The 14,382-nt window shown below is 34.1% G+C and carries 14 protein-coding genes; 12 read left to right on the top strand and 2 right to left on the bottom strand.

Going from position 1 to position 14,382, the window contains the following annotated elements; translation table 11 throughout:
• The first annotated feature begins 4 nt into the window (after positions 1-4).
• The 12 genes from E0I61_RS08300 (at position 5) to E0I61_RS08245 (ending at position 13,025) form a co-directional block, all read left to right on the top strand.
• Positions 5-1,141, top strand: coding sequence for a glycosyltransferase family 4 protein (locus E0I61_RS08300; RefSeq protein ID WP_132070656.1), 1,137 nt, complete (start codon positions 5-7; stop codon positions 1,139-1,141).
• 30 nt (positions 1,142-1,171) lie between these two features.
• Complete coding sequence (locus E0I61_RS08295; protein ID WP_132070654.1) at positions 1,172-1,789, top strand: sugar transferase; 618 nt, start codon at positions 1,172-1,174, stop codon at positions 1,787-1,789.
• Positions 1,764-2,525, top strand: coding sequence for a GNAT family N-acetyltransferase (locus E0I61_RS08290; RefSeq protein WP_132070652.1), 762 nt, complete (start codon positions 1,764-1,766; stop codon positions 2,523-2,525). Before E0I61_RS08295 ends, E0I61_RS08290 begins: the two co-directional genes overlap by 26 nt.
• On the top strand, positions 2,522-3,427 hold the full coding sequence (locus E0I61_RS08285; protein WP_132070650.1) for a DegT/DnrJ/EryC1/StrS family aminotransferase: 906 nt from the start codon (positions 2,522-2,524) through the stop codon (positions 3,425-3,427). The genes E0I61_RS08290 and E0I61_RS08285 overlap by 4 nt, the downstream gene beginning before the upstream one ends.
• Complete coding sequence (locus tag E0I61_RS08280) at positions 3,420-4,493, top strand: GNAT family N-acetyltransferase (protein WP_132070648.1); 1,074 nt, start codon at positions 3,420-3,422, stop codon at positions 4,491-4,493. Before E0I61_RS08285 ends, E0I61_RS08280 begins: the two co-directional genes overlap by 8 nt.
• Positions 4,494-4,578: 85 nt before the next feature.
• Positions 4,579-5,133, top strand: a complete 555-nt coding sequence (locus tag E0I61_RS08275) for a sugar transferase (RefSeq protein ID WP_132070646.1) — start codon at positions 4,579-4,581, stop codon at positions 5,131-5,133.
• A gap of 3 nt (positions 5,134-5,136) precedes the next feature.
• A complete protein-coding gene (locus E0I61_RS08270) occupies positions 5,137-6,279 on the top strand; it encodes a DegT/DnrJ/EryC1/StrS family aminotransferase (RefSeq protein WP_132070644.1) in 1,143 nt (380 codons plus the stop codon).
• 638 nt (positions 6,280-6,917) lie between these two features.
• Complete coding sequence (rfbC, locus tag E0I61_RS08265; RefSeq protein WP_132070642.1) at positions 6,918-7,466, top strand: dTDP-4-dehydrorhamnose 3,5-epimerase; 549 nt, start codon at positions 6,918-6,920, stop codon at positions 7,464-7,466.
• A gap of 222 nt (positions 7,467-7,688) precedes the next feature.
• Entirely contained in the window at positions 7,689-8,549 is an 861-nt protein-coding gene (gene rfbD / locus E0I61_RS08260) for a dTDP-4-dehydrorhamnose reductase (protein ID WP_132070640.1), read from the top strand.
• Positions 8,550-8,623: 74 nt separating this feature from the next.
• Entirely contained in the window at positions 8,624-9,670 is a 1,047-nt protein-coding gene (gene rfbB, locus E0I61_RS08255) for a dTDP-glucose 4,6-dehydratase (RefSeq protein WP_132070638.1), read from the top strand.
• Positions 9,671-9,861: 191 nt separating this feature from the next.
• Positions 9,862-10,731, top strand: a complete 870-nt coding sequence (rfbA, locus tag E0I61_RS08250) for a glucose-1-phosphate thymidylyltransferase RfbA (RefSeq protein WP_132070636.1) — start codon at positions 9,862-9,864, stop codon at positions 10,729-10,731.
• Positions 10,732-11,057: 326 nt separating this feature from the next.
• Positions 11,058-13,025, top strand: coding sequence for a polysaccharide biosynthesis protein (locus E0I61_RS08245; RefSeq protein ID WP_132070634.1), 1,968 nt, complete (start codon positions 11,058-11,060; stop codon positions 13,023-13,025).
• Between the two features lie 373 nt (positions 13,026-13,398).
• On the opposite strand, the gene E0I61_RS08240 is transcribed toward E0I61_RS08245, so the two are convergent.
• Together E0I61_RS08240 and E0I61_RS16365 are read right to left on the bottom strand one after the other, a co-directional pair.
• Positions 13,399-14,139 carry a tyrosine-protein phosphatase gene (locus E0I61_RS08240; protein WP_132070632.1) on the bottom strand — a complete coding sequence of 247 codons (741 nt, stop codon included), beginning with the start codon at positions 14,137-14,139 and terminating at the stop codon, positions 13,399-13,401.
• Between the two features lie 24 nt (positions 14,140-14,163).
• Positions 14,164-14,382: hypothetical protein (locus E0I61_RS16365; RefSeq protein ID WP_205728747.1), on the bottom strand; the 219-nt coding region annotated here is incomplete at its 5' end.

The raw sequence follows: 14,382 nt of genomic DNA, 5'->3' as shown, positions 1-14,382 counted from the left end.
TATAGTGAAGAAAAAATTTATAATTGTAACAACAGTTTCGGATTCCTTGCCTTTTTTTAAAGGGCAAATCGACGTATTGAAGGAACATTTTGATGTGGAATTATTGTCGTCGCCGGGGAATTATATGAATGAAATGTGTTCTCTGCATTCTGTAAAGGGACATGAAGTGGCTATGAAACGTGAAATATCCATTTTTAATGATTTTTGGAGTTTGATCAAGTTGATTGTTCTTTTCTTTAAGATAAAGCCCTTTATTGTTCATGGAAATACCCCAAAAGCTAGTTTGTTGTCTATGATTGCGGCTTGGGTTACCAGAGTACCTAACAGGATTTATTTTGTTCATGGATTACGTTATTATGGAGAAGTTGGTAAAAAGAAACGATTGCTTATGTTTTTGGAAAAAGTTTCTTGTTATTTTGCAACCCATGTCATAGCTGTAAGCCAAGGAGTCAAGGATGGGCTGAAAGAAGATAATTTATGTAAAAAAGATATCTTGTTAATATGGAACGGAAGTGTTAATGGTATTGATTTGTCATATTTTGACCCAGCAAAAATAGATGGTACTGCTATAAGAAATGCGTATGGGATCGATAAAAATGATTTTGTTTTCGGGTTTATTGGTAGATTCGTTGGTGATAAGGGAGTTAATGAATTAGTTGGAGCGTTTAAAGAATTAAGTCAAATTCACAAAAATATTAAATTGCTTTTGGTCGGTCGATTTGAAAATGAATTAGATCCTTTGCAAAGTGAAACTCTCAAAGAAATAGAAAACAACAAGAATATAATTAATTCAGGTTTTCAAAAGGACGTCAGACCCTTTTTTGCTGCAATGGATGTTTTTTCTTTCCCTTCTTACAGAGAAGGTTTGGGCTTGGTGTTAATGGAGGCTGGAGCTATGAATGTACCTTCCATTTCTTCTGATATTAAGGGCTGTACAGATATTATTGAAGATTATAAAAATGGTTTATTAGTTAATAGTAAAAATAAACAAGAGCTTATTGATAAGATGGAATATTGTATTAAAAATCCGGAAAAAATAAATGAAATGGCAAAATTATCTAGAGAAATTGTGAGGAATAAGTTTGAACAACAGGAACTTTGGCAAAAAAGCTTAAAGGTATATGTTGGTATTTCAGAATAATTCTAATGGATATTAAAGATTTAAAAAATAATGTATAAAAATTACTTTAAACGGGTTATTGATTTTGTAGTAGCCTTCGTTAGTTTGATTTTGCTGAGCCCTCTTTTTATAATAGTTATGCTAGGTTTGTTTTTGGCTAATCAAGGCAAGCCCTTTTTCGTTCAACTGCGTCCCGGAAAAAATGAAGCTATTTTTAAAATTATCAAGTTCAAAACCATGAACGATAAAAAGGATGAAAAAGGAGAATTATTACCCGATGCTAAGCGCTTAACTACAATAGGTAGTTTTGTAAGAAAGACTTCTCTGGATGAAATCCCACAGCTCATCAATGTTTTAAAAGGGGATATGAGTTTAATTGGGCCACGCCCATTATTAATGAAATATTTGCCGTATTATTCAGAAAATGAAAGACGACGTCATACGGTAAGGCCTGGGATTACAGGCTTGGCTCAGATAAATGGAAGAAATACAGTAAAATGGGATGAAAGGCTTGCATATGATGTAGATTATGTTGAAAATTTGAGTTTTAAACTCGACTTGGAAATTATATATAAAACCGTACTAAAAGTGATAGCTTCAGAAAATATCGTTGTAGATCCCGAATCCATAATGCAAAATTTAGATGATGAAAGAAGTTCACAACATTAGGCCAATTCAAGAGGAGGACATTGATGCCGTGGTTGAAGTAGTTAGGGAGGCTTTCGATAGTAATTATTTGATTCCATCAATTTATAGATGCAAGGGTATTAGGAACTTTATCTCTAGTGAGATAAATAATGTGTTTTCACCATACCGCTATTTTGTTTATTGCGTGGGTGAAGAAATTGCAGGTTATGCAGAATATAAGATTTTAAAAAGTTCAGGTGTTGCTTTTTTAAATATCATAGCGGTAAATAATAAGTATAAAAATAAAGGCATTGGGGGGATTTTGTTTAAACATACGAGGGATTTCTTTATAAAGGAAGGATTTTGTTCCATTCATTTGGATGTGTATGAAACTAATTTCGTTGCTCTAAATTGGTACACGGGATTTGGTTTTAAAAAAACGAGTTTCAATTATTTTTATAAAGTAGGAATAGATTCTGAAAATCAAAAACCTTTTGAGTTTTTTGTTCAAAATTTCGCTCAGTATAAAGTGGTTAATGACGTTTTTGGGTTTTATTTTTTGGATATAAGCAATGCTAGTGAAGATATTCGATTAGGAACTATCGATGGCGACTTGTTTATTAGGGGGAATTACACACAATCTCTAAGAATACAATTGGATGATTTTACTAAAAAAATATCCTTCCGCAAATTATACTATTTAGGGTCAGAATGTAATTTTAGCGAATGTGAATTTATTGATAAAATAATCCGAATGGAATTAAATATTAAATTATGATTAGTAAACAGGCCGTAAATATAGATCATTTCAAGAGATCATGGAGTTATACCGATTCAGCAAGGAACGCTTGGAGCGAAATAATAGAAAAATATAAGGAAAATAATCCTAATGGGAAGATTTTATTGCCGTCGTACATAGGTTGGTCAGCTAATGAGGGGAGTGGTATTTTTGATTCTGTATTGAAATCAGGATTAGAATACGATTTCTATTGTTTGGGATTACATTTGGAAGTAGAAGTTGCCGATTTAAAGGAAAAGGTTTTGCAAAATCCCAATCAATTAATTTTATTAGTCCATTATTTTGGATTTGTTGATTCAAATTATAAAGAAATAACTAATTGGTTGTTGGAGAATAATGTTTTTTTTGTAGAAGATTGCGCCCATGCTTGGTTGTCAGATTTAATAGGTGGTACATGTGGACGTAAAGGAAACTATTCTTTCTACTCATTACATAAACTTTTACCTATTTCAACTGGAGGAATCATGGTAAATAATTCTTTTGCAGGAAATAAAAACAATAATCCTTTCTTCGAATTGAATTATGATTTGCTTTCAATCTATACGATAAGAAGGTCGAACTATAAATATCTTCTAAATCTTTTAAGAGATATTGATGGAATAGATGCATTGTATAAGGATTTAGAGGATGGAATTTGTCCTCAGACATTACCTGTGATTGTTGAAGATTATGATAGAACTTCGCTTTATCATGAAATGAATAATACAGGATTCGGGATGGTAAGTTTGTATCATACCATGATTGAACAACTTGATGGATTTCAATCTGAAGCAGCAGCAGTTTTGTCACATAAAATTATAAATTTCCCGATCCATCAAGATGTTACGGAATCAGATATTGACGAAATGGTATTGGAATTAAAAAAGATATTGAATGCTTAATATTTATCAATTAAATACTGAAGAAGGAATAAAGCAATATCAAAACGGACTTTCGTCTTTAGAAGTATCAGAGCCTCATTATTTACTTGATTATTTGACTGTTTTTAGTGGAGGAATGCAGGATTTGATTTGTTTCTCGTTCTTATCGTCCACTGGTCAAGTCATTATTATGCCTGGTTATTTAAAGCCTATAGTTGTAAATAATAAAATTACAGATTATTTTGATTTTAGCACTCCTTATGGTTACACGGGGCCTGTCTTTTCATCGGGTATTACACAATCAGATATAAAGGAATTTTGGGAAACAGTTGATCAATGGTACCTTGACAATAATGTGGTGACGGAATTTGTAAGATTCAATCTTTCCGGAAACCATATTAGTTATTCGGGACAGGTTTTTCCAACAATGTTAAATGTGAAAGGGGAGATTATCGATGAAGATAAACAATGGACTTCGTTTGATCATAAAGTTAGAAAAAACGTTAACCGTGCTAAAAGAGAAAGCCTTAGCAGTAAAATTTTCTTTAACGAAATAGATGATGCTACTATCTTGGATTTTCATAGTATTTACATTAAAACAATGGAAAGAACCAATGCACAAGAACAGTTTTTCTATACGTTGGAACAATTTAAAATATTTGTAAATAATAATAGAAATAATGTTGCCATTTGTACAATTTATTTTGAAGAAATACCTATTTCGGCGGAATTATTATTGGTTTCAGACGATACGATATTTTCTTTTTTAGGAGGCACCAATGAACTCTATTTTGACAAAAGACCAAATGATTTTCTAAAAGTTGAAGCTTTGAATTGGGCTAGAAATCATAATAAAAAATATTATGTTCTCGGTGGCGGATATGGTTTTGAAGATGGAATATTTAAGTATAAAAAATCTTTCTTTCCGAATGATGTTGTTAAATATTATACCGGTAGAAAAATTTTAAATAAAGATATTTATGACGAGCTTGTAGAAAAAATGAATATTGTTAGGTTGGCAACTGGGCAATCGGAATTAGATTCTAATGATGAATCTTTTTTTCCGTTATACAATAAAGCTAATTAATCATTTTTAGCGGTACTTAATCTTATTATATAACAGTGTTTTATAAATTTTTTTTACTTGATGTTGAACAAATTAATTGTTTTTAATGATTAAAAGATTATTTGATATTGTAATTTCTTTTACTGGTTTACTGCTATTTGGCAGTATTATTTTTTTGAGCTGGATAGCAGTCTCAATTGATACAAAAAAAAACGGTTTCTTCAGGCAACAGAGAATAGGCCAATTTGGGAATCCATTTCGAATTATAAAGTTAAGAACTATAAGCGATTCAAATATGAATATAAATCAAATTTCTATCTTGGGTCGATGGATGCGAAGTTCAAAAATGGATGAGCTTCCCCAATTGTGGAATATTTTTGTGGGTGATATGAGCTTTGTTGGTCCAAGACCAGATATATCAGGATATTATGATTTACTAGAAGGGGAAGACAGGAAAATTCTTGAATTGAAGCCAGGTTTAACCAGTTTAGCTAGTATAAAATATGCGAATGAAGAGGAGATTTTGTTTAAACAAATAAATCCTTTATTATATAATGATGAAGTAGTATTTCCTGATAAAGTCAAAATGAATTTAGATTATTATTACAATCATTCTGTGTTTGGAGATATAAAAATAATTATAAATACAATTTTTAGATAAATAATGAATAATTCAAAAATATGGCTTTCCTCACCACACATGGGAGGGAATGAACAAAAATTTGTACAAGAGGCTTTTGATTCCAATTGGGTTGCTCCTTTAGGACCAAACGTAAATGGTTTAGAAAAAGATTTGGAGGGCTATTTAGGAAATCAGGTTCATGTTGGCGCTTTGAGTTCTGGAACCGCCGCCATTCATTTGGGACTTATTTTATTAGGGGTTCAAGCAGGAGATGAAGTGCTTTGTCAGAGTATGACCTTTTCGGCTTCGGCGAATCCAATTATGTATTTGGGCGCCACGCCAGTTTTTATTGATAGTGAAAGTGAAACTTGGAATTTGTGTCCGATTGCTTTAGAAGAAGCTATTATAGACCGTATTGCAAAAGGAAAAACTCCTAAAGCAATCATTGCGGTTCATTTATACGGGGTTCCTTATCAAATCGAAGCCGTTAGAACTGTAGCAGATAAATATGGCATTCCAATCCTGGAAGATAGTGCCGAAGCATTAGGAAGTAGCTACAAAGGTCAAAAATGTGGTACTTTTGGGGATATTGGAGTTCTATCTTTTAATGGTAATAAAATTATTACCACTTCCGGAGGTGGCGCTATCGTAACCAAAACCGCAATGCAGAAAGACAGAGCGGTGTTTTTTGCAACCCAATCCAGGGACAGTGCTCCTCATTATCAGCACAGTGAAATAGGATATAATTATAGAATGAGTAATATTTGTGCGGGTATTGGCCGCGGTCAAATGGAGGTTTTAGACGATCATGTGGCTTTGCGTAGAAAAATGCATGCTTTTTATGTCGATTTATTCAAGGATATTGCAACAGTAACCGTTTTTGATGCTCCAAATGATGATTATTTTGCTAATTACTGGCTGAGTGCTATTGTTGTGGAACCTAATTCGGAGAAAGGGATTGATCGTGAAGCTTTGCGTTTGGCTTTTGAAGCTGCCAATGTTGAATCTCGTCCTCTATGGAAACCCATGCACTTACAGCCTATTTTTTCAAAATATCCTTATTATGGAAAAAAGGTAGCGGAAACTTTATTTGAAGATGGTTTGTGCCTACCTTCAGGCTCCAATCTTACCGATGCAGAGAGAGAGAGAATTGCAGCGGTGGTGAGAGGTTTTTTTGTGAAGTAGTGAGTAGTGAGTGGTGAGTAGTGAGGAGTTGACTCTGAAGAAGGGAATACGTTAGTCGGTGGGTCAAAGAAGAAAAAATCTTCTTTGACCCATTTTTATTTGGAGGTAACTCAGGAGATATTTTTTTAGATAGTTTCATTAGGTCGGTTATGGGTTATCAGTTATCTGTTTTAGGTTATGAGTTTTGTGTTGTTTTCTTGAAGGAAATTTTTACTTTTTTCCTTGATGAAAAAAGTAACAAAAAAATATTCATGTGTTATTATTGTTTTTTGGCATTCATGAATCTTCGATTTCAAGACTATAAATCAAAAGCTTGAAAACTATTGTAGTTATCTAACTGACTGCCATTGGCAGTCCTCCTTTTAATTTCAAATGTTCCGCAACCTGAGCCGTTCGTCCTTCAACCTCAACTCGCGGACTGTTGCCACTTCACTTCTTTGTTGTTTTTCTATGCTTTTTATTTGAGGTCGGGTAGTAATAGATTCTAATAGAATTCATTGGTTAAAGTATGAAATATATTAAAAACAGGTGCAATTATGAAATTCTATTCCGTAATTGTATGTCAAACTAAACAATAATACAATATTTTTGCATTGAGTAAAATACAAAAATAAAGAATATAAAAATAGATTTACGATATGACAATTGAGAAAACTACGATTAAAGATTTGGTAATTGTTACTCCAGCGGTTCATGAGGATTCCAGAGGGTGTTTTTTTGAGGCTTATAATAAAAGTAAATTGAGTGTGTTGGGAATCGACATCGATTTTGTACAGGACAATCAATCTTTTTCTAATAAAGGAACATTGAGAGGACTGCATTATCAAAATCCACCTTTTGCACAAACCAAATTAGTTCGGGTGCTGCAAGGGGAAATTATGGATGTGGCAGTCGATTTGAGAAAAGATTCGCCAACTTATGGGAAGCATTTTGGAGTATTGTTATCTGCAGAAAATAAGAAGCAATTGTTAGTTCCACAAGGTTTTGCCCATGGGTTTTCGGTTCTTAGTGAAACAGCCGTGGTGATGTATAAATGTGATCAGTTTTATAATAAACAAAGCGAAGGAGGTATTCGATTTGACGATCCAACTTTGGATATTGATTGGGGAATGGATTTGAAAGACGCTATTGTCTCTGAAAAAGATCTAATATTGCCTAATTTTACGAATTGTAACGGCCAGTTTTAAGCAGTAAGTAGTGAATGGTGAGAAGTAAAAAGTGAAAGTGTCCTTCGACAAGCTCAGGACAGGCTCAGCTCAGGAGGACAGCGAGTTATGAGTTATAAGTTATGAATGGTGAGGAGTGTCCTTCGACTCCGCTCAGGATGACAGTGAGGATTAGGAGTGAATAGTTGATAGTGAGGAGTGAAAAGTGTTCGTGCCTTTAAAATTGAAAAGATTAAAAATTAAATGAAAAAAATATTAGTTACAGGTGCCAAAGGGCAATTGGGTTCAGAATTGCAAGTTTTGGCTCCGAATTATCCCCAATTTGAATGGGTTTTTACTGACAGGGAAGAACTGGATTTATGTGATTTAGGCCATTTAGAAACTGAATTGGCAGTCATTAATCCTCAGATTATCATCAATTGTGCGGCACATACCGCTGTTGACCGAGCAGAGTTGGAGTTTGAATTGTCGGATGTGTTGAATCATCAGGCTGTTGCGGTATTGGCTCAATGGAGTCATGCCAATGATTGTAAATTGATACATGTTTCTACCGATTATGTTTTTGATGGTACCGCAGCTACTGCTTTAACGGAAACAGCAGACCCTAATCCGATTAATGTTTATGGGGTTACCAAATTAGCAGGGGAAAAGTCTTGTTTGCAAGAAAATCCCAATGCGATTATCATTAGAACCTCCTGGGTATATTCCCGTTTTGGGAATAATTTTGTCAAAACGATGTCCAGACTAATGCAGGAAAGAGACAGTTTGAATGTAGTTAATGACCAAATAGGAAGCCCTACTTATGGGGCTGATTTGGCACAGGCCATTATGAGTATAATGATTCATACACATTGGCAGGCCGGGATTTATAATTTTTCTAATGAAGGAGAAATCAGTTGGTACCAATTTGCTTTGGCAATAAAAGAGATAGGGGGTTTTGATTGTGAAATCAACGGAATTCCTTCTTCGGCTTATCCTACTCCGGCGAAACGCCCGCAATATTCTTTGTTGGATAAAAGCAAGATAAAGAATGTTTTTGGGGTGGTGGTTCCTGATTATAAAGAAAGCTTAGATGCTTGTATGAAATTGCTAATTACTAGTTAATAATGAGAAATATGTGATTCGGTGTCTTATTCTCTAATGAAAAGACACATCACTTTTAAAAAATAAAATCAAAAATGAAAAAAATATTAATTACCGGTGGTGCCGGTTTTATTGGGTCTCATGTGGTGCGGCTTTTTGTGAAAAAGTATCCGCAGTATCAAATTTTTAATTTAGATGCGCTTACCTATGCCGGAAATCTGGAAAATATTGCTGATATAGAAAAACAACCGAATTATACTTTTATCAAGGGAGATATAGTTGATGCCCCATTTATTGATCAGTTATTTGCGGAGCATCAATTTGACGGCGTTTTGCATTTAGCCGCAGAGTCTCATGTGGATCGTTCTATAACCGACCCGTTATCGTTTGTGAAAACAAATGTTATAGGAACCATGAATTTGTTGAATGCAGCTAAGACTATCTGGCAAGGTAATTATGAAGACAAGCGTTTTTACCATATTAGTACTGATGAGGTTTATGGCAGTTTAGGTGCCGAAGGATTGTTTACGGAGACTACCGCTTATGATCCTAATTCGCCTTATTCTGCTTCTAAAGCCAGTTCTGATCATTTTGTTCGTGCCTATGGAGAAACCTACGGTTTGCCTTATGTTTTGACCAATTGTTCCAATAATTATGGCCCTTATCATTTTCCTGAGAAATTGATTCCTTTGTTTATCAATAATATCATTCAAAACAAGGCGTTGCCGGTTTATGGTAATGGGAAATACACCCGTGATTGGCTTTTTGTAGAAGATCATGCCGTGGCGATCGATTTAGTTTTCCATGAAGGTAAAAATCATGATACCTACAATATTGGAGGTTTTAATGAATGGCAGAATATTGATTTAGTCAAATTACTTTGTAAAATAATGGATGAAAAATTAGGACGTCCAGCTGGTACATCGGAACAATTGATTTCGTATGTAAAAGACCGTCCAGGTCATGATTTACGATATGCTATTGATGCGACCAAAATCAATAAAGAGTTGGGCTGGAAGCCTTCGGTTACTTTTGAAGAAGGATTAGAAAGAACCGTAAATTGGTATTTGGAAAATCAAACGTGGCTGAATAATATTACTTCAGGAGCCTATGCTAGTTATTATGAAAAACAGTATAGTTAGTCGAAAGTCAAAAGTCTAAGGTCGAAAGTTAAAGATCGAAAGATAGTTGTCTGTTTTAAGTTCTCGGTCCCCCTAGAATAACAGACAACGAATAACTACTAAAGAAAAACCAACTTCTCGATACTATTTCATAAATCACTCGAAGAGATGGATACTATATATAAAACTAACATACGATAACAGAAAACACAATGAAAGGAATTATATTAGCTGGAGGTTCAGGAACCCGTTTGCATCCGTTAACGCTTGCTATGAGTAAACAAATGATGCCTGTGTATGATAAACCTATGATTTATTATCCGTTATCTACTTTGATGATGGCAGGGATTAATGAAATATTAATTATTTCTACTCCTCACGATTTGCCTAATTTCAAGAAATTATTAGGAGATGGAGCAGCAATAGGTTGTCAATTCAGTTATGCTGAACAAGCTATCCCTAACGGTTTAGCACAAGCTTTTGTAATTGGAGAAGAATTTATTGGGAAAGATAGTGTAGCCTTAGTTTTAGGAGATAATATTTTCTTTGGTTCCAATATGAATGAACTGTTGCAGTCCAATACCCACCCGGAAGGAGGCGTTGTTTTTGCTTATCATGTTTCGGATCCGGAACGTTATGGTGTAGTTGAGTTTGATTCTAATTTTAAAGCACTTTCTATTGAAGAAAAACCTTTGGAACCCAAATCAAATTATGCGGTACCTGGTTTGTATTTTTATGATAATTCGGTAGTCGAAATTGCCAAAAATATCAAGCCCAGCGCGAGAGGAGAATATGAAATCACTGATGTGAACAAAGTATATTTAGAGAAAGGAAAACTAAAAGTAGGGATTTTAAGCAGAGGAACCGCTTGGCTAGATACCGGAACTTTTAACAGTCTGATGCAAGCGGGACAATTTGTTCAGGTTCTTGAAGAACGTCAGGGATTGAAAGTGGGTTGTATCGAAGAAATTGCTTGGAGACAAGGATTTATCTCTAACCAACAACTAAAAGAACTGGCTGAGCCTTTGAAAAAATCGGGTTATGGGGAGTATCTTCTGGGGTTGCTGAAACATAAGCTGTAGAGAACAGATTGCTTATTATTATTATTATTATTATTATTAAAATGGTTCTCGATACATTTTTTGGGGCATTTTATTCCACCAAAAACCCCGAAGTATCGTGACGAACTGACGAAAATTTATTATAAAAAACTAATTATACTCAACGGATTCAAATATTTTATTTCACGGTTTAAATATGTTTTTAGGCTGATACTAAGGGATGTATTGCATCTCTTTTTTTGTTTATTCGAATTTTAAATTAAATTGAATCAATAAGATTTTTTTTTCCATCCATTAAATGTTATTTTTGGTGTATTGTAAGGAAATAATCTTTAAAAAAAAATACTTTGGGTACTACTAAAAACACGGATTCATCATCAGTCACCCCTAATTTTTTTTCAAGAGAAAACTTGAAATTCAACATTCATAATTTGAACTATCTGCCCAGATGGATTATTATTATGATGGATTTTTCGGTTTTGGTACTGTCGCTTTTTTTTACCATCCTTATCTTTAAGGGAACAGGATTAGATTACATCATTACGCCAAACAGTTTTACATTTATAGCAGCTCTATTTAGTGTAAATATTTTCTTTTTCTGGCTGTTTAGAACGTATTCCGGTATTATCAGGCACTCTTCCTATATAGATGCCGTTAAGCTTTTGTTTTCTCAAATGTCCGTTTTAGTACTGTTTCTTTTTTTTAATTTTGGATATGAGTTGTTACAAGGAGAGAAAGTATTTTTAAATACGGCCTTTTTCATCAATATCGTACTTTCCTTTTGTGGGTTATTTTTATATAGGGTAATAATCAAACAAACTTTTGAGATCTATTTTTCTGAACAAGGAACCAACAAATTAATCAGAACCATCATTTATGGTACGGATGCCAATGCCATATCGGTAGCGAATGCTTTAAAATTTGAAACACCATCCCGATTTAAAATTGTTGGGTTTGTTGATAAAAATAATCAAAATGCAACCAAGCGTATGCTGGATTTGCCAATTTTGATTAAAAAGAAAAAATTGCCGCCACTAATGCGTTCCGTAAATGCACAAGCGGTTATCATTGCTGATAAAAGTTTGTCAAAAGAGGAGCAGTTAATTATTGTAGACCAATGTTTGGAATTTAATTACAGCGTATTTACAGTGCCATTAATTTCCGATTGGGAGAATCAAAAAGAGATTTCCCAAAAAGTAAAAAATATTCAAATTGAAGATTTACTGGAAAGAAAACCCATAGTATTAGATAACAAGTCGATATCCAAACAATTAAAAGATAAGACTGTTTTAATTACCGGTGCTGCCGGATCCATAGGGAGCGAAATTGTACGTCAAGTATTAAATTTTAATCCTAAGACAGTACTTATTTTAGACCAGGCTGAAACACCTTTGCATCATATGTGTTTAGAAATGAATGCTTTAAATTCTACTTCAGAAATGCATACTATAATTGCCGATGTAAGGAATAGGGAAGCTATGAATAATGTTTTTAAAACGCATCAACCTCAAGTAGTTTTTCATGCAGCGGCCTATAAGCACGTCCCTTTGATGGAGGAAAATCCTTCGCAAGCCATTCTCACGAATATTGAGGGAACCAAAAATCTAGCCGATTTATCGTGCTTGTATAATGTCAAAAAATTTGTGATGGTATCTACTGATAAAGCAGTAAACCCAAGTAATGTAATGGGTGCCAGTAAAAGAATAGCCGAAAAGTATGTACAATCTCTGCAATTAAAAAATCAGGAGGCCGGCGGGAAAAATGCGACAAAATTCATAACCACTCGTTTTGGAAATGTTTTAGGATCTAATGGATCTGTAGTTCCTTTGTTTACTAAGCAAATTTCAAATGGAGGGCCGATTACGATTACGCACCCCGATATCATTAGGTATTTTATGACGATACCAGAAGCCTGTCAATTAGTTTTAGAGGCGGGAGCCATGGGTAATGGAGGAGAGATCTATATTTTTGACATGGGTAAACCCGTTAAAATCATCGATTTGGCCAGAAAGATGATTAAGTTAGCCGGTTTTATTCCAGACAGGGATATCAAAATACAAATTGTAGGATTGAGACCCGGTGAGAAATTATATGAAGAATTGCTGAATGACACCTCAAAAACACTTCCCACCTATCATGAAAAAATCATGATTTCTGAAGAGATTTTAGATGAGTTTGACGTTTTGAATACCGATATTGAAGAGCTTATAAGCATTGCGAATCATTTTGATAGTGACCAAATTGTACAAAAAATGAAGCAAATTGTTCCTGAATTCAAAAGTATGAATTCGACTTTTGAATTATTAGATAAATAATTGCAGCTTTTGTTGCATTGAATAAAAAGGTTATAAAGTACTGTACTTTATAACCTTTTTTGTTTTGATATTCAGTGAGAAGTAAATAGTGATAAGTGATAAGTGAAAAGTGAGTGGGGAAAATCAAAAGTCTTATTTCGAAATCAATTTTTTAAGTTGCAGGATTCGATCTTCGAGTTTTGTCGGTATGATTTTCGTTTTTCGCATTTCTACAGGGAGTTGAAAATTTAGGATGTAATTTTAAATTAAATCGTTGCTGTTGTAAATCAGGTTATGGGTTTTGGGTTGTGAGGAGTCGGGAAAATTTCCGTTTTACCTGATCCGCCGCGGCGGAAGCCAAAAATTGGAACTTACGTTTTTATATAAAAATAGATCACCCAAACTTAAAAAATTGATTGTTGGCTATTGCTTCTTTTAGTGGCGCCAGGTCTTTTAATTTTACTTTTTGTTTGAAGGCGGCAACATGATTGTCATGATGTACATCGGAGCCTACATAAGTGTACATTCCTTTTTGGAGTAATTGTTCTGCTATTTTAGTAATTGCAACGCCATAATACCCTACAACCGATAGTAAATTCAATTGAAATAAGCAGCCCGCTCTTTTTAGTTTATGGTATTCGTTAAAATTATTATGATAGAATAAATAGCGTTCCGGATGTGCCAATACCGGAATGTATCCTGCTACCTGCAGATCAAATAATATGGAATATAATTGGATGGGAGCATTGATATATGACATTTCGACTAATACATAATTATCTTTGAGTGTCAATAAATCATGTGATTCGAAAAGTCGTACAAACTGATCGTCCATAAGATATTCGGCAGCAGCATTAAAAGGAACTGTAATGTTGTTCTTTTCCAGTTCTAAAACTGTTGTCGTTTTCTTATTCAGAATTTTTTCGTGTGTATTTTCCCATACTTGTTGAATGATGTGAGGAGTCGTAATAAATTGGGAAATTCCCATCTCTTGAAGCGCCAGCGTCAGTTTTAGCGTATCTTCAAAAGTTTTAGCACCATCATCAATGCCCGGTAAAAGGTGGGAATGGATGTCTATATGCTGGTCTGGAATTAAATCTTTAAGTATGGGTTTTGATCGGAAGAATGTTAACATACGTGTAAAGTTAGTGTTCAGTATTCAGTGATCAGTTTCCTGTTTTAGGTTTTCGGGGATTGGTATTCCGTTTTTGATTAAGTTGAATGATAAGCAATTACCGTTGTTGTGTTGTATTTTCGATGTAAAAATAGTTGTTTTTTTCGATTTTGTTTTAGGAACCCTATGAAAAGGTTTGTACTTGGAAAATTTGTGCTTAACCGAAAAAACTCGCATCTTTAATCCCAAACCTCGTGTAGCGCC

The organism is Flavobacterium ranwuense, assembly GCF_004349315.1.
In the GTDB taxonomy this organism is placed as follows: domain Bacteria; phylum Bacteroidota; class Bacteroidia; order Flavobacteriales; family Flavobacteriaceae; genus Flavobacterium; species Flavobacterium ranwuense.
The sequence above is the reverse complement of the archived record's forward strand: the minus strand, read 5'-3'. Positions and strand labels throughout refer to the sequence as shown.